We start from the raw sequence: 16,088 nt of genomic DNA, 5'->3' as shown, positions 1-16,088 counted from the left end.
TGATGGGAGAGCATGTTCAAGAGTGGATTCTAAATGTTCAGATAAAGACATAAAAAAATGAGCGTATTTACATACACTCATTTTTACTACATTTTACTAAAATTTGCTTAACTGACTGGCATTACCACAAAGGGGCTTTTTTTATGGCTACGGTTTTTGCTTGCTGGCCCAGTAGGCCTGTAGTTTGCGATACAGCGCTGATTCTTTTTCAAACCAGGTGGCTTTGGCATTCAGTAACAGCTTGGCGACCAGGTAGGCACCCGTGACCTGACCGACCACCGGTAGACCCAACAGCAGACCAATAAAGGCAATTTTACTGACCTTGATGCCAGATACTTTGGCCGCCATCCATTTAAATTCTGACCAGCTGATTTCCTGCTGCTGATAGCGCCGGAACAGTTCATAAATTGCCAGTGAAACACTGGCCACGGAGATGGCCGGAAAGTAGTCCCAGAAATGTTCATCATTCGGGTCTTTGGCGGTAACAATTACATCAATCGCATCTTCCACGCTCTGGGTCAGCTCTTTGGTGCTGAGACCAGAACTTTCCAGACCCAACTGTGCCGCGATTTCTTCAGTGGCAAGCAACATTTCTTCAGGAGGGGCAGCAATCCAGTCTTTGCCGGTGCCAGTACCTTCGATGGCTTTTAGTTGCAGTTGCCAGCTTTCGCCGCTGTGCTGATCGGCCAGAAGCACATCAAAATCGGTATGGTCGTGCTGGTCCAGATACGCGGCATATAGACTGTCGCCATCTTCATGGTCTAGCCGTACAAATTCCATGTCATGCAACATGCCTTTGACCGTCGATACCAGCCCGACAATCTGCTGTTCATCAAAACCCTGTAAATAAGCCTGAATATCTTCCAGAGGGGCGTTTGCCAGTTCAGCATGGCTGCGTCTTAATGCAGCCAGTACCGCCTGATCTGTTTCAGTCAGTTGCGGCGTGTGCGTGTTCCAGGCCAGTTTGGCCAATACGGTGGTGATGGCCAGCGCATCAAAATTTTTACGGAGATAGTGAATCGGAGAGGACGATCGGGTCATGGCTTAATCCTCTGGCTGTTGCAGCTGCTCTGCCTGAGCCTGTCCCTGTTTTTTACCTTGCTGGAACGCCTGTTTCCATACCGCTTTAATGCGTTCCTCACTGAGTTTTTCATTACGGGCTTTATGGGAAAAATACAGATCAGCCACTTTCATAATCGCAAAAGTCAGGCCGTAGACCAGTGGAATGGTCAGCAGGCCGCCAAAGCCAAAGGTCACGGTTTTCCAGACCCCCAGTGCAATCTGCTGCGCGGCGATGCCCAAACCCACCAGCCCGATCAGTTCCTTGACCCAGTCCAGCGCTTCATTGTCGGTCAGTTTAATACCGTGAATGGCAGCAATCCGGCTGGCAAAGTAGCCTTGTAAGGGTGTCAGAATCAGAATATCGGCAAAAGGCAGGGGCTGAATGGCGACACCGGCACAGGTGGCACAGGCCAGATGGGTGATTTTGGCAATTTTTTTATCCTGAGAAAGGTCATCCCGGAATTCAATCTGGGTGATTTCTTGACGTACTTTTTCTGTAATTTTCATACAAAGGAGTGATCTGTCTGCGCTTTTAAGCATGCTATGGTAATCAGAACAAAAAAGAAAGTGATGTCCGCATTACACCAAGATACCCAGGATGTGCCCATGCAAGCATTCATTGATTTATGGAAAGGATTCCGGCTGTTGCCTTCGGCCTGGCTGCTGTTAATGCAGTTTTTTATTCTCGTGTTGTCGCTGCTCAGTCATCATGCCACCTATCGCGTGCTGATCTGGATGCTGGGCGTGGTGGTATTGCTGTTAATTGCCAAAGTCATTCGTCAGACCCCGATGTTTACTTTTTTAGGGCTGAGCTTTGTCACGGGCGCCTTGTTCTTTTCTCTGCTGATTGTGCTGGGGGTTAATAACCCGACCGTACTGGTGATTAGTCATGCCTTTGAAGCCGCGGCCTATTTAAGTGCGGCCTATGGTTTGCTGCGTTATATGTTTGAAGACCGTTACCTGACTCGCGATGAACTGTTTGCCGCCGGCGCAGTATTCACCTTAATTGCCTGGGCGTTTGCCTTTGTTTACAATATTTGCCAGATACTGGATCCTTCCAGTTTTTATCATCCGACCCAACCAGATTTACAAAGCTGGCTGGATCTACTGTTTCTGAGTTTCAGTTTGCAGTCTGCCACCGGCCTGTCTGACCTGATGCCGATTGGTCCGGCAGTACGGGTGATTGCCATGCTGCAAATGTTTTGCGGGGTGATGTATCTGGCCTTAATTGTTTCCCGGCTGATTGCCCTGCAATACATTCGTCATTTGCCCAGAAATAAAGATTAATCATCGGCTTGGGCTATTGTGTTACAGCAGTTCAATAGTGTTTCTGCTGCGAGAGGACTAAGCTGTGCGCGAGTTTAAGCTCACGACACTCATCTTTTGTTCACCTTTGCGGTGAATGCTGCCCGGACCTAAAGCGTCTGTCTATCATCTTTAAAAATAAAATGGGGGAGTTATGCCTTCCGAAAAATTGCCCTGGTGGGGCAATATCAATCCGAATGTATTTATCAGTACGGTCGCGGTTATTGCGATTTTTCTGGCGGTGGTGCTGCTGGCGCCCAATAGTTTTGAACTGCTGACCCAGCGCATGAACCAGTGGATTACTGATTCTTTTAGCTGGTTCTATGTACTGTCAGTGGCGGTATTCCTGATTCTGCTGATTTATATTGCACTGTCCGATATGGGCAAAATCAAGCTCGGTCCGGACCATAGCCAGCCGGAATATCATCAGGGTTCCTGGTTTGCGATGCTGTTTACCGCCGGGATGGGCATTGGTCTGATGTTCTTTGGCGTGGCTGAACCGGTGATGCACTATGTCTCGCCACCGGTCGGTGAGCCGGCCACCATCCAGGCAGCGCAGCAGGCGATGCGTATTTCTTTTTTCCACTGGGGCATTCATGCCTGGGCCATTTATGCGCTGGTCGGGCTGGCGCTGGCTTATTTTGCTTACCGGCACAATCTGCCACTGAAAGTCCGTTCGGCCCTGTATCCGCTGATTGGCTCAAAAATTTACGGCCCGCTCGGAGATGGGATTGATACCTTTGCCACGCTCGGTACTGTCTTCGGAATTGCCACCACTTTGGGTTTTGGCGTGACCCAGATCAATTCCGGCTTAAATTATTTATTCGGGATTGAACAAAGTGCCAGTACCCAGATGATCCTGATTATTGTGGTCAGCAGCATGGCGTCTTTGTCGGTGTTTTTTGGTCTGGACAAAGGTATTAAACGGCTGTCAGAGCTGAATCTGGTGCTGGCGGTGGTGCTGCTGTTATTTGTATTTATAACGGGGCCGAGTATCTATCTGCTGCAAACCACCATTCAGAATATTGGTCAGTATGCCTCGAATCTGTTTCATATGACCTTTAATTTATATGCCTATCAACCGAGTGGCTGGATTGGGGGCTGGACCATCATGTACTGGGCCTGGTGGATTTCCTGGTCGCCATTTGTGGGACTGTTTATTGCCCGGGTGTCCAAAGGACGCAGTATCCGTGAATTTATTGTGGGAGTAATGCTGATTCCAACCGGTTTTACTTTGGTCTGGATGGGTTTTATGGGCAATGCCGCGCTGAATAGCATTTTGCATGAGGCGAACCTGCAACTGATGACCGCGGTACAGCAGGATTCCTCGGTGGCCCTGTTTGAGTTTTTAAGTAATCTGCCTTTTGCTTCCATCATGAGTCTGCTGGCGACCCTGCTGGTGATGCTGTTTTTTGTTACTTCGGCAGATTCGGGTGCGCTGGTCACAGATTTTCTCACTGCAAAAACAGAACATTCTCCGGTCTGGCAACGGCTGTTCTGGACCGTGTTGATGGCGGTGCTGGCGATTATCCTGCTATTGGCCGGTGGCCTGAGTGCGCTCCAGTCGGCCACCATTATGAGTGCCTTGCCATTTACCCTCATTCTGCTGCTGATGTGCTGGGGCCTGCTCAAAGCCCTACGGCTAGATGTCACCAAAATGAATGCCTTGCAGGAAGCGCGGATTACGCCGCGCGCCATTCATAATCCACGCAGCTGGCAACAGCGTCTGGGGCTGATCATGCATTATCCGCATAGCCAGGCTGAGGTAGAACAGTATATTCAGATTCAGGTACAGCAGGCTTTTGAGAATATTCAAAAGGAATTCCAGAAGCGGCATCTGACTGTGTCGATTGATTCGCTGGAAGATGGCCTGCGTTTAAAGGTCGATCATCAGCATGAGATTAACTTTATTTATCAGGTGGTGTCCCGTGAAACTGTGCCGCCGAGCTTTATGCCAGAAGTTACGGCCGATGCACCATTTTATCAGGCCGAGGTATTTTTAAGAGAGGGCGGGCAGAACTACGATGTAATGGACTGGACCCAGGAAGATTTACTGCAGGATATCCTGGATCAATATGAACGGCATTTATATTTCCTGAGTATTGTACGTAGTCCGGAATAATCATTTCTTTCAAACAAAAAAAGACGCTCATAGAGCGTCTTTTTTACATCAGTTTCTAAATCAGATTAGAAACGGAATTTAGCATTTAAGCCAACAGTTTGAGTATCTACTGCTGCATTTTCAGCGTTAGCATTTACATAGCTTGCGCCAACTGCAACTGCTGGAGTGATGAAGTAGTTTACGTTTGCACCCCAAGCTGAATCAATTAGGAAATCACCGCTAGTTTCAGCATAAGAAGCACCTACGCTAAGAGCAGGCGTTAAGTAAAGATCAGTTTTCAGGTTGTACGCTGTGCTTTCACCGTAAACAAGGCCAGTTTCAAAACCGATTGCCATGTTTGTACCATCAATTGCACCCACGTATTTAGTACGTGCAGTAATAGCATCTTGATCTTCATTGATTGTTAATGCTTCACCAACGGCTTTAACTGCACCATTTGCAAGTGTACCGAAGGCATCAACAGCCATTGTGTCAGCAATGCTGGTATAACCTACAGCAACCAGAAAGTTTGGTGCTAGCAATGCACCCACTTCTAATGCATAGCGGTCGCCATTGTCATCAGCAGTAAATTCATTTTTGCCATCGTTGTGCGTGTGGCTATAAGAAGCGCTTGCATAGGCTGGAACGAATTTTGTCGGAATGTAAGCTTCAGCTTTAGCACCGTAAACATGAGATTCTACATCTGAACGACCACCTTCACGTGGCGCATCGTATTGACCATATTGGTAAGCTAAAGAAAAGTTAGATGCTTGGTTTAAAAATGCAGCTTCAGCTAAAGGCCCTTTAGTTGAATCAACATTTTTGAAGTAGTAAGTACCTTGAACTGCACCAGTAAAGTTTTGATCGTTTTCAGTTGTATCTAGGAATTCTGATTGACCTTGAACTTCAAATTGGTACGCTTGAGCACCGGTCATGGCTAATAATAAAGCTGTGGCTAAACCGAGTTTTTTCATGATAGTTACCAGTTTTGTTAAAAATGGATTAAACAATAGGCATTGTATTGTAACAATTTATTAAGTCAATGAAGACAAAGGAGATTATTTAGTTGAGTAATTGCTCTAAAATATGTATAGGCGAAAAAGTAGTCAATTGATAAATCTGTTGTCAACCTAAAAAGTGTATAAAGAACAAGCGGCTAAATCTCATTTGCGAAAGAAAAGTGTTTGCTGCCTCACTTTTCTTTATAGTTAATATGAATTGATTCAATATAAATTATCTATAAAAGCAATCTAATAAAAATGTGAAAAGCAGCGCATAAAGCTTAAAAAATGAAACTTAAGACCAAGATTATGTAGCTGAAATTGATAACGCTTTACTTTTTTTCTACGTTTTCTGGTTTTTATAGGTCTAAATTCGCTGACTATTAATACTGGTTAAACTAAAAGCAGACTATTTTAATAGGCTTTACAAAAAGTGTAATAAGTATCATAATGGCTAGGTAAAGTTATACCGTTTGGTCAGCTTTATCGAAATTGTGATTTCGGTCATGATTTTTCTTGATGCAGGACTAGAGGTTAGAGGAACTGCACTGAGACTCTCCACAAAGTTTTACTTTTTATATGCCCAGCTTTCCCCAAGGCTGGGTTTTTTTTATGCCTGAATCCTGTAGTCAGGATTAAAACCGCTTAAGTATAAATTTATTGTGCATTATGTTGGTGCAATATTTCTTGAATTAAAAAGCGCTATTGAATATATGACCATAAAAAAATCCCGGTTTTCAACGAAAACCGGGATTTTTTAGCCAAAATTTGCGGGAAAATTTAAAATTCTGCTGAGGAATATCTAAAGTCGCCCCAATGTGGTGCATTATGCACTTATTTGATGCAGCTGTAAAATGTTTTCTTTAATTTTTTATACAATTTTTAAAACCTTATTTTCATTATATAAATTAGTTTCTTATATTTAATTTTTAAGAGGATGCAATCTCGGTTGCCCTTCAAAAAAAATAGAAACTTACTCTAATTTCGTCGGTTTTTATTCAATTTAATCAATAAATTTGTTAACCTTGTCACAATTTTTTAGTTATCTTGTTGATTTATTCGACTTATAGTTGAATGAACGCTGCCGCTGTCCTGTTATTTTTTTCCTCAGCAGTGTGGTCATCCGCTTCAGGTCGTTGCTCTGCCTTTGTTGATTCAATACGTTCAGTTCATGCTCATGGTAGTGAGGTTATAAACATGTCCCATCGCTTGCATTCAGAGAATACTAAGCAGCGTCTGTTTATTTCTATGCTCATTATCATCCTGTCGATTCTGTTTATTTCGGTTCCGGTGACGCTGAAGAGTTATCGCTCTTATCAGCAGTCCGATGTGGTGCTGACCGAAATTTCTGTCTTACGTCATGTGGCCGATCTGGCTAACGAGATTTCACGCGAACGTGGTCCGGCCAATAAGGTCATGTCCAGTACTCCAGATGAACTCAGTGCCAACCTGAAAGAGCTGACCCTGTTTCGAGAGCGGGTCGATCTGCAGATTGAACACACCATGCAATTGTTAAATAGCGCCGGTTTTGCTGCACAGGCCAATGCCTTGACCACCGATTTAAAACCGGCTTTGGCAAAAGGACGTGCTGCGGTGGATGCCTATGCAGCACAACCCTATGCCCAGCGCAGTTCAGCACAGCTGGATCAGGCCATTCAGGCCATGTTTCGTGCCTGGGATGAAGTCTATGAGGTGCTGAAGCATGTCATGATGCAGTCGGAAGGCAAAAAGACCATGCTGTCGGAGTCCTATAGTCTGATTCTGGTACTGGCCGATTTACGTGATCAGGCCGGACGTCTGGCCTCGACGATTATGGCGGCAGTGACTTTTAAAGAACCGATTTCTGAACAGAACCTGGCCTATTCCTTACAGAGCCAGCGACAGTCTTATTATTTATGGGATCTGGTCAACTCGATTCAGCCTGAACAGCACAAAACGCCTGAATATCTGGGACTGCATCAACAGGTTAAACAAAAATATCTGGATCAGGGGGTTCCCATTGTCAGCCAGCTGATTGAAGAAAGTCTGCATGCGCGCCCGTATTCATTAAGCGGAACTGAATTGACTCTGAAGATTGTTGATAAATTTACGACAGTGGTGAATCTGCAGAAATATCTGCTGGATTATAGTGTCTGGCTGGCTCAGCAGGAGCGTCATGCGGCTTGGCAGCAGTTTATCCTGACGCTGTCGGTGTCGATTATTTCCTTGCTGGCGGCCCTGTTTACCATGGTCTATGCGCGTTTTAAGGTATTTAAACCTTTAATTGAAGCGCGGGATCTGATTTTAGAACTATCCGAAGCCCAGCCGCAGACGGCCACAGCTCCAGATTCCTCACCCACCTCTTTATTTGCTGCGCTCAAGCAGTTGCAGGCACGTTTGGCTGAACGGGATTTGCTGGAATTCCAGCTACGCAATATGGCCAATACCGATACCCTGACCGGGGTTTCCAATCGTCTGGCGCTGGAAGAATATATTCAATATCTGAATCAGAATCCGGACAAGCTCCATCAAACCGGTTTAATTATTATTGATATTGATGACTTTAAAGAGGTCAATGATCAGTATGGGCATATTGTCGGTGACCGGGTGATTCAGGGAATTGCCGAAGTGTTAAAACACAGTGTGCGTTCATCTGATCTGATTGTGCGTTATGGGGGCGATGAATTCCTGATTCTGATTGAGCAGATTGATCTGGACGGGGCCTTGAGTATTGCCGAGAAATTACGTCAGGAAATTAGCCAGAATGTTCTGACCCTGCCGGGACTGGACACGCCGTTAAATATTTCTGTCAGTGCCGGGGTCGCCGCAGATGCAGGCAGCTGGATGGAACTGTTTGGCCGGGCAGATCACTCCTTATTTAAGGCCAAAGAGAAGGGGCGGAATAGGGTGGAAAGTATGCTCTAAACCGTAAATTAAAATAGAAAAATATTTTAAATATATATCTTGATATTTTTCAGGTGAATCTAATAACAAAGAAAAGGGCTCCTCAGAGCCCTTTCATTTTATTTTAACATCGGTTTCAGGAATTTTCCGGTATGGGAGGCTTTCACTTTCACCACCTCTTCCGGGGTACCTTCGGCAATAATCATCCCACCGCCGGCACCACCTTCCGGGCCTAAATCCACAATCCAGTCTGCGGTTTTAATCACATCCAGATTGTGTTCAATCACCACAATGGTATTTCCCTTGTTGCGCAGCTCATGCAGGATGTCCAGTAGTTTGGCAATGTCATGGAAATGCAGACCGGTGGTTGGTTCATCCAGCACGTACAGGGTTTTACCGGTATCCCGTTTTGCCAGTTCGCGTGCCAGTTTGACCCGCTGCGCTTCACCACCAGATAAGGTGGTGGCTGACTGACCCAGACGGATATAACCTAAACCGACTTGATTCAAGGTTTCCAGACGGCGGTGAATCACCGGAATGGCATCAAAGAAATGCATGGCATCTTCGACCGTCATTTCCAGCACATCGGAAATATTTTTGCCTTTGTAATGCACTTCCAGGGTTTCGCGGTTATAGCGTTTGCCATGGCAGGCATCACAGGGGACATACATATCCGGCAGGAAGTGCATGGCGACTTTAATCATGCCATCACCTTCACAGGCCTCGCAGCGTCCGCCTTTGACGTTAAAGGAGAAACGGCCCGCCGCATAACCGCGGCCTTTGGCTTCAGGCGTCTGGGCAAACAGTTCACGAATTGGGGTAAACAGACCGGTATAGGTGGCCGGATTGGAACGCGGGGTGCGGCCAATCGGACTCTGGTCAATATCCACCACTTTATCCAGGAATTGCAGTCCTTCAATGGTGTCAAACTTTTCCGCGCTGAGCGTGGTGGCGCCATTCAGCTGGGTTGCGGCCAATGGCAGCAGGGTACGGTTAATCAGGGTCGATTTACCCGAACCGGATACCCCGGTAACGCAGGTCATCACGCCTAAAGGCAGGGTCAGATCGACATTTTTCAGGTTATGGCCGCAGGCGCCCATCAGCTTGATCTGCTCATCTGGTTTCGGTGGCTGGGTGCGCTGTTTCGGCACTTCAATCTTGAGCTTGCCCGACAGGTATTGACCGGTCAGGGAATTGGCATTGGCCGCCAGTTCCTGATAGGTCCCTTCGGCAATCACATTCCCGCCATGCACGCCGGCGCCCGGCCCGATATCAATAATATGGTCTGCGGCGCGAATCGCATCTTCATCATGTTCGACCACCAGTACGGTATTGCCCAGATCACGCAGGCGAATCAGGGTTTCCAGCAGGCGGTCATTATCACGCTGATGCAGACCAATAGACGGTTCATCCAGCACATACATCACGCCCATTAAACCGGCACCAATCTGCGACGCCAGACGGATGCGTTGGGCCTCACCACCCGAGAGCGTTTCGGCAGAGCGTGACAGACTCAAATAGTTCAGGCCGACTGAGACCAGAAAGTGCAGACGTTCACGGATTTCCTTAAAAATCTTGTCGGCAATTTCGCCTTTGGCACCTTCCAGATTTAGGTTCTGATAGTAATGCTCGGCGTCACCAATCGACATTTTGGTAATCTGGCTGATGGTTTTGTCTTTGACTCGCACATGGCGCGAAATTTCATTCAGACGTGAACCATCACAGGCATCACAGGCGGCATTGGAGAGATACTGCGCCAGATCATCGCGGACATAATTACTTTCTGTTTCACGATAGCGGCGTTCCAGATGCGGCAAAATCCCTTCAAACGGTTGTACCCGGTTATGGCGACGACCACGTTCATCGACATAGCTCAGGTCAATTTTTTCCCGGCCACTGCCGTAGAGAAATTTTTTCTGGGTGTCTTTGTCCAGTTCATTCCACGGTGTATCCAGCGAAAAATCATAATGATCGGCGACTTTTTGCAGCATGCCATAATAATAAGGACGCTGACGGTCCCAGCCACGAATCGCACCCTGGCTTAAAGAAAGTTCCGGATTGGGAATGAGCTTGTCAGCACTAAAATGGCTGCGTGTGCCCAGGCCATCACAGACCGGACAGGCACCAAACGGGTTGTTAAATGAAAACAGGCGCGGTTCCAGTTCGGCCACGGCACGGTCACATTCCGGGCAGGAGTGTTTGGCCGAGAATACCCGGTCCGGATGTTCGCCTTTCATCCACGATAAAATCGCAATATCTCCACCTAAACGTAAAGCGGTTTCAAAACTTTCGGCAATACGGTTGCCCAAATCATCCCGGACTTTAAAACGGTCGACCACCACTTCAATGCTGTGTTTTTTCTTTTTGTCCAGTTCTGGTGGCGGATCAATCTCCATAATTTCGCCATCTACCCGGGCACGGACAAAACCCTGGCTTTGCAGCTGTTCAAACAGATGGGTATATTCGCCTTTACGTTCACGTACCACGGGTGCTAACAGCAGCAGGGCGGTGCCTTCTTCCAGACCTTTAACCACATCGACCATTTCAGACACGGTCTGCGCCACCATCGGCAAGTCATGTTCCGGACAGTAGGGCGTACCCACGCGTGCATAGAGCAGACGTAAATAGTCATAAATTTCGGTAATGGTGCCGACGGTAGAACGCGGGTTGTGACTGGTCGATTTCTGCTCAATGGCAATGGCCGGACTTAAGCCTTCAATCGAGTCGACTTCCGGTTTTTCCATTTGTGACAGGAATTGGCGCGCATAGGCCGAGAGCGATTCGACATAACGGCGCTGACCTTCGGCATACAGGGTATCGAAAGCCAGGGAAGATTTACCTGAACCGGAAAGTCCCGTAATCACCACAAACTTGTCGCGTGGAATATCAAGGTTCACATTCTTCAGGTTATGGGTACGTGCGCCTCGAATACGGATATGACTTTGGCTCATGCAATGATCCTAGAAAATTCATTTAAAACCTCTATATGATAGCGCATGAAAAATGTTCAAGTGCAGGCTTAAGGTATTTCTACGTCAAATTATGTCGGTTGATTGCAAATAAAGGCCAAGATCTGAAAACGACAAGGATAAAAAATTGTCAGGATAAAGAATGTAGGGATCAAAGCGCACAAGAATGAAAGAGAGCTGTCGGCCCTGGTGCAAGTCTGCTGATCCTGCACCAGGGCGAGTAATCAAAGATTAGTTGCTGCTGTCCAGACCCGGCCAGTTGCGCTGTGCATAGGCGCTGTCCCAGAACAGCCATTCCAGTTCAGCGGCACGGGTATAGGCCTGACGCATTTTTGCCAGCGTGTCAGCATCACAGCGCTCGGCCACGCGGTCAACCGTGGCAATCACATTGCGCACCGCAGTATGGAATTCTTCGCCGGCATAGGTATCGACCCAGGCCTGATACGGGTTGTTGGCGGCCGAGTTACCGACAATATCTTTACCGACTTCGGCATAAATCCAGAAACATGGCAATAATGAGGCCAGCACCACCGGATAGCTTTCTGACCAGGCAGTGGCAACCAGATAACTGGTGTAATGATGGCAGGCCAGGGTCAGCGGTGTATTTTCAAACTGTTCTTTGCTAATGCCAAAATCCTGCATAAAACCGTTATGCAATGAACGTTCCACCACAATTGCTACCTTGGCGGCTTCGGCAAACTGGATCACATCATCGGCATCAAAGGCTTTGGCAGCACACACCGCCAGCGCGCGGCCATAGGCCAGTAAATAATGCGCATCCTGAATCACATAGTGGCTAAAGGCCTCACGACTTAGGCTGCCTTGCGTCAGTTCCTGGTTAAAGGGTAGGGCCAGGGTGTTTTGATACAGTTCTAAATTCTGTTGCCACAATTGTTCAGAAAAACGCATGTCCGGTTCCTGTAAAGCATCAAGATCAATGCCCAAAGACTAGCATACTTGCACCGCAAAGATGAGCCGCTTTGATTTGTATCAGAATAAACAAAAAAGCATACGAAGTGTTTTGGCATCGTCATCAAAAAGCGTCATAATAGCGGCCATATCTCTATCGCCGAGGTCCTGCATGTCTTCAGCAGGATGCACGCGGCGCATTCGGTGTAATTCAAGTTTAATATTTACCGAATTTCTTTATCTAATAATGTCATAGGTCGATTTGTCATGATGAAACATTTTGGTTTCTCTATTGCATTTACGATCGTGTGTCTCGGTTTGTCTGCTTATTGGGGCTATACCCACGGCCCGGAAGCAGGCCTGAAAACCATGTTCACAGCACTGACCATTACGGCCATTCTCGCCATTATGGAAGTGTCGTTATCGTTTGATAACGCGGTTGTTAACGCATCAGTCCTGCGCGGTTGGGACCATTTCTGGAAAATGCTGTTCCTGACGGTCGGGATTCTGATTGCCGTATTCGGTATGCGTTTAATTTTCCCGGTGGTGATTGTTGCCGTCACAGCCGATATGGGCATGATGGAAGTGGTGCAGCTGGCACTGAATAATCCGAAAGAATATTCGGCCAAATTAATGGCGCATCATCCTGAAATTGCAGCATTTGGTGGTGCCTTCCTGTTAATGGTGTTCCTGAACTTCTTCCTCGATGATGAAAAAGACACCCACTGGTTCCGCTGGATTGAGCGCCGTTTATCCAATCTGGCCAGCGTACCGGCCATGTCGGTCTTTATTGCACTGGTGGCTTTGCTGATCATGGCGGCCAATGTGGTTGAGGACAAACGTCTGGTGGTGACCATGGCCGGCATTTGGGGCATCGTGATTTATATTGGTGTACAGGTATTGAGTCATTTACTGGGTGGCGAACCTGAAGTCGATGAAAATGGCAATGCGATTCGTCATGATGAAAATGGCGTACCAACCGGTGTGGTGAAAGCCGGTATTGGTGGCTTCTTGTATCTGGAAGTGCTGGATGCCTCGTTCAGTTTTGATGGCGTAATTGGTGCCTTTGCGATTACTTCGGATGTGGTAATTATCATGCTCGGTCTGGCGATTGGTGCGATTTTCGTGCGTTCGATGACCATTTATCTGGTAGAAAAAGGCACCCTGGATGCTTATATTTACCTGGAACATGGTGCGCATTATGCGATTGGTGCGCTGGCCTTTATCATGATTGCCAGCGGAACCGGTTTACATGTCCCGGAAGTGGTCACCGGCCTGATTGGTGTGGCCTTTATTGTCTGGGCGGTATTTGCCTCAATTCAATATAAAAAACGTCAGGCACTGCACTAAGTTGCAGTCTGATCGGAAGAAGGTGCAAACAATTGCACCTTTTTTTATGACTGGTAGTTCAGATGCAGAATATTGTGCTGAATATCGCAGCATCTGCAGCATGAATGATGTAGGATATTCGCATACAAAATTGTTGCACTTAGCCTATTGATATGATGAATGCCTTAGAACGCCGTTCAACTTTTGCCTTAAGCAGTATTTTTGCCTTACGCATGTTGGGTCTGTTCATGATTATTCCGGTTTTCTCGGTGGCAGGGCAATCCTATCAATATGCAACCCCGACCTTAATTGGTCTGGCGGTTGGGGTGTATGGTCTGACCCAGGCCATCTTACAGATTCCATTTAGCCTGATTGCTGATCGCTATAGCCGTAAACCGCTGGTGGTGCTTGGACTGTTACTGTTTGCTTTAGGCGGTGCCATTGCTGCAATGTCAGAGACCATTTATGGGGTCATCATTGGCCGGGCCATTGCCGGTGGCGGCGCAGTCTCTGCCGTGGTGATGGCTTTACTGGCCGATGTCACCCGTGAAGAACAGCGCACCAAAGCCATGGCCATGATGGGCATGAGTATTGGTTTATCCTTCGTGATTGCCTTTAGTGCCGGGCCGTGGCTGACCGGACTGGTTGGTATTTCCGGGCTGTTCTGGGTGACCACCATTATGGGACTGGCGGCCATTGCCATGTTGCTGCTGGTGCCTAAAGTCACGCGCCATCATCGTAATTTCCAGCAGGGCTATTTGCCGCAGCTCAAACAGGTGCTAAAAATGGGCGATTTAAACCGCCTGCATCTGTCAGTTTTTACCCTGCATTTACTGCTAACGGCGATGTTTATTTATGCACCGCCGCAGCTGATTGAATATGCCGGTCTGCCATTGTCCAGTCATGGCTGGGTGTATTTGCCGCTGCTGGTGCTGAGTCTGTTTTTTGCCTTCCCCAGTATTATTCTGGCGGAAAAATATCGCAAAATGCGCGGTATTTTCCTGACCGCGATTGGCGGGATTATTCTTGGCCTGATCGTGATGATTTTTGGTTTTGAATCTAAATATATCCTGCTGATTGGACTGGGCCTGTTCTTTATTGCCTTTAACGTGATGGAAGCATTGTTACCGTCCTGGTTATCGAAAGCGGCACCGATTCAATCCAAAGCCACTGCAATGGGCGTCAATGCCAGCAGCCAGTTCCTCGGTGCCTTCTTTGGCGGCATGATTGGCGGGCAACTGTTACTGCTGAATAACACGGCGATGGGTTGGAGTATTCTGACCGCAGTTGCTATAATTTGGCTGCTGATGAGTTTTGGTCTGGCCCAGCCGCGTTATCTGTCGTCGATGGTATTTCGCCTGCCTGAGGCCAAACAAACGGATGAGTGGACTTCTCAACTTTTGGCCATTCATGGTATTGAAGAAGTCGTGGTGATGTCTGAACAGCAAGTTGCCTATATAAAAGTCGATAAACAGCAAATTGATGATGCTGCGCGACAACAATTAACGCACTTGTTGGGTAAAGAGGTAGCCATTTAAGCATAACTCTTATAAAGTAAATAATAGAAACAAATAGGAAGAATACAGCTGATGCGTGGTGTAAATAAGGTCATTTTAGTTGGTACTTTAGGTCGAGATCCAGAAACAAAAACTTTCCCGAATGGTGGCTCGCTTACTCAATTTTCTATTGCCACCAGTGATGCGTGGACCGATAAAACCACCGGTGAGCGTAAAGAGCAAACCGAATGGCACCGTATTGTGCTGCATAACCGTTTAGGTGAAATTGCGCAGCAATACTTACGCAAAGGTTCAAAAGTCTATATTGAAGGTTCGCTGCGTACCCGTCAGTGGACCGATCAGAATGGTCAGGAACGCTACACCACAGAAATTCGTGGCGAGCAAATGCAGATGCTGGACTCGGGTCGTCAGCAAGGTGAGCAGGGCGATAACGGTTTTAATCAGCCACGTTTTAACAATAACCAGGGCGGTGGTTATAGCAATAACAACCAGGGTGGCTATGCGCCGCAGGCTCAAGGCGGTTTTAACAACAATAATGCTGGTGGTGGCTATGGCAACCAGGGCGGTTATCAGCAACCGAAACCAGCTCCTGCTGCAACGCCTGCACCGGCAGATTTGGATGATGACTTACCGTTTTAGTACACCCTAGAGACTATGTTTTGTAAAGTTTATAAAATTATTCTTTATTAGTAGTTATTTACAAAAGAAATTTACAGATACTAGAAATGGTTCTGTAAATTTTTTTACTTATGATCTATGATATTTAATACTTAGATATTTTGTTAAATATAACCATGATGTCTGTTAAAAGATTTGTAATGAGTAGTGGTGAGAGATTCGCTGTTCTTTTGAATAGTGAGGGTGTTCCTATGACTTATCCAAATTGGCACTGTTGCAAATAGAGATTTGAGTCGATGATGTTCCCTTTAAAAAGTACTTAGAGACCGAAAACCCTGTTGATTAGACACACTTCACCCTGAGGCTGACCATAATAAAATGACGATGCTTGTCC

11 protein-coding genes and 1 pseudogene are annotated in these 16,088 nt (G+C 46.9%); 6 read left to right on the top strand and 6 right to left on the bottom strand.

The genetic code is table 11. The annotated features are described in order from the left end of the window. Positions 1-147: 147 nt before the first annotated feature. Positions 148-1,041 (bottom strand): hypothetical protein, encoded by an 894-nt coding sequence (locus FTU50_RS13780; protein ID WP_180047358.1) that lies wholly within the window; start codon positions 1,039-1,041, stop codon positions 148-150. A 3-nt stretch (positions 1,042-1,044) separates the two neighbouring features. Then, entirely contained in the window at positions 1,045-1,569 is a 525-nt protein-coding gene (locus FTU50_RS13775) for a DUF697 domain-containing protein (protein WP_005180740.1), read from the bottom strand. Positions 1,570-1,668: 99 nt separating this feature from the next. Between FTU50_RS13775 and FTU50_RS13770 the strand changes: the two genes are divergently transcribed. Continuing rightward, positions 1,669-2,349 (top strand): ion channel, encoded by a 681-nt coding sequence (locus FTU50_RS13770; protein WP_005180739.1) that lies wholly within the window; start codon positions 1,669-1,671, stop codon positions 2,347-2,349. A 172-nt stretch (positions 2,350-2,521) separates the two neighbouring features. After that, positions 2,522-4,489: a choline BCCT transporter BetT gene (locus FTU50_RS13765; protein ID WP_171431569.1), complete on the top strand. Its 1,968-nt coding sequence runs from the start codon at positions 2,522-2,524 to the stop codon at positions 4,487-4,489. A 65-nt stretch (positions 4,490-4,554) separates the two neighbouring features. On the opposite strand, the gene omp33-36 is transcribed toward FTU50_RS13765, so the two are convergent. After that, positions 4,555-5,445: a porin Omp33-36 gene (omp33-36, locus tag FTU50_RS13760; protein WP_255209518.1), complete on the bottom strand. Its 891-nt coding sequence runs from the start codon at positions 5,443-5,445 to the stop codon at positions 4,555-4,557. Positions 5,446-6,666: 1,221 nt separating this feature from the next. On the opposite strand from omp33-36, the gene FTU50_RS13755 reads away from it, so the two are divergent. Beyond that, positions 6,667-8,373: a GGDEF domain-containing protein gene (locus tag FTU50_RS13755; RefSeq protein ID WP_180047356.1), complete on the top strand. Its 1,707-nt coding sequence runs from the start codon at positions 6,667-6,669 to the stop codon at positions 8,371-8,373. Positions 8,374-8,471: 98 nt separating this feature from the next. Here FTU50_RS13755 and uvrA read toward each other — a convergent pair whose 3' ends face one another. Then, positions 8,472-11,303, bottom strand: coding sequence for an excinuclease ABC subunit UvrA (gene uvrA / locus FTU50_RS13750; protein WP_005180735.1), 2,832 nt, complete (start codon positions 11,301-11,303; stop codon positions 8,472-8,474). 249 nt (positions 11,304-11,552) lie between these two features. Beyond that, the gene (tenA, locus tag FTU50_RS13745; RefSeq protein ID WP_180069843.1) at positions 11,553-12,230 is read right to left on the bottom strand and encodes a thiaminase II; all 678 of its coding nucleotides are present in this window, start codon (positions 12,228-12,230) and stop codon (positions 11,553-11,555) included. A 267-nt stretch (positions 12,231-12,497) separates the two neighbouring features. Here tenA and FTU50_RS13740 point away from each other — a divergent pair, with 267 nt between their 5' ends. From FTU50_RS13740 to ssb, 3 genes are all read left to right on the top strand, one after another. After that, on the top strand, positions 12,498-13,580 hold the full coding sequence (locus FTU50_RS13740) for a DUF475 domain-containing protein (protein WP_005180731.1): 1,083 nt from the start codon (positions 12,498-12,500) through the stop codon (positions 13,578-13,580). A gap of 152 nt (positions 13,581-13,732) precedes the next feature. Continuing rightward, positions 13,733-15,097, top strand: a complete 1,365-nt coding sequence (locus tag FTU50_RS13735; RefSeq protein ID WP_104483896.1) for an MFS transporter — start codon at positions 13,733-13,735, stop codon at positions 15,095-15,097. A gap of 51 nt (positions 15,098-15,148) precedes the next feature. Next, entirely contained in the window at positions 15,149-15,715 is a 567-nt protein-coding gene (gene ssb, locus FTU50_RS13730) for a single-stranded DNA-binding protein (RefSeq protein ID WP_045795510.1), read from the top strand. A gap of 298 nt (positions 15,716-16,013) precedes the next feature. On the opposite strand, the pseudogene FTU50_RS13725 reads toward ssb, so the two are convergent. After that, positions 16,014-16,088: pseudogene (locus tag FTU50_RS13725) on the bottom strand (IS6 family transposase); the annotation flags it as partial.

Origin of the sequence: Acinetobacter sp. YH12112 (assembly GCF_013418945.1) — a bacterium.
Lineage (GTDB): Bacteria > Pseudomonadota > Gammaproteobacteria > Pseudomonadales > Moraxellaceae > Acinetobacter > Acinetobacter indicus.
This window is presented reverse-complemented; position numbering and strand designations above follow the sequence as displayed.

Excerpts from the sequence above, each read along its gene's own strand:
- FTU50_RS13780 (WP_180047358.1), bottom strand. The coding sequence starts at position 1,041 with ATGACCCGATCGTCCTCTCCGATTCACTATCTCCGTAAAAATTTTGAT.
- FTU50_RS13775 (WP_005180740.1), bottom strand. The coding sequence starts at position 1,569 with ATGAAAATTACAGAAAAAGTACGTCAAGAAATCACCCAGATTGAATTC.
- FTU50_RS13770 (WP_005180739.1), top strand. The coding sequence starts at position 1,669 with ATGCAAGCATTCATTGATTTATGGAAAGGATTCCGGCTGTTGCCTTCG.
- FTU50_RS13765 (WP_171431569.1), top strand. The coding sequence starts at position 2,522 with ATGCCTTCCGAAAAATTGCCCTGGTGGGGCAATATCAATCCGAATGTA.
- FTU50_RS13755 (WP_180047356.1), top strand. The coding sequence starts at position 6,667 with ATGTCCCATCGCTTGCATTCAGAGAATACTAAGCAGCGTCTGTTTATT.
- uvrA (WP_005180735.1), bottom strand. The coding sequence starts at position 11,303 with ATGAGCCAAAGTCATATCCGTATTCGAGGCGCACGTACCCATAACCTG.
- tenA (WP_180069843.1), bottom strand. The coding sequence starts at position 12,230 with ATGCGTTTTTCTGAACAATTGTGGCAACAGAATTTAGAACTGTATCAA.
- FTU50_RS13740 (WP_005180731.1), top strand. The coding sequence starts at position 12,498 with ATGATGAAACATTTTGGTTTCTCTATTGCATTTACGATCGTGTGTCTC.
- FTU50_RS13735 (WP_104483896.1), top strand. The coding sequence starts at position 13,733 with ATGATGAATGCCTTAGAACGCCGTTCAACTTTTGCCTTAAGCAGTATT.
- ssb (WP_045795510.1), top strand. The coding sequence starts at position 15,149 with ATGCGTGGTGTAAATAAGGTCATTTTAGTTGGTACTTTAGGTCGAGAT.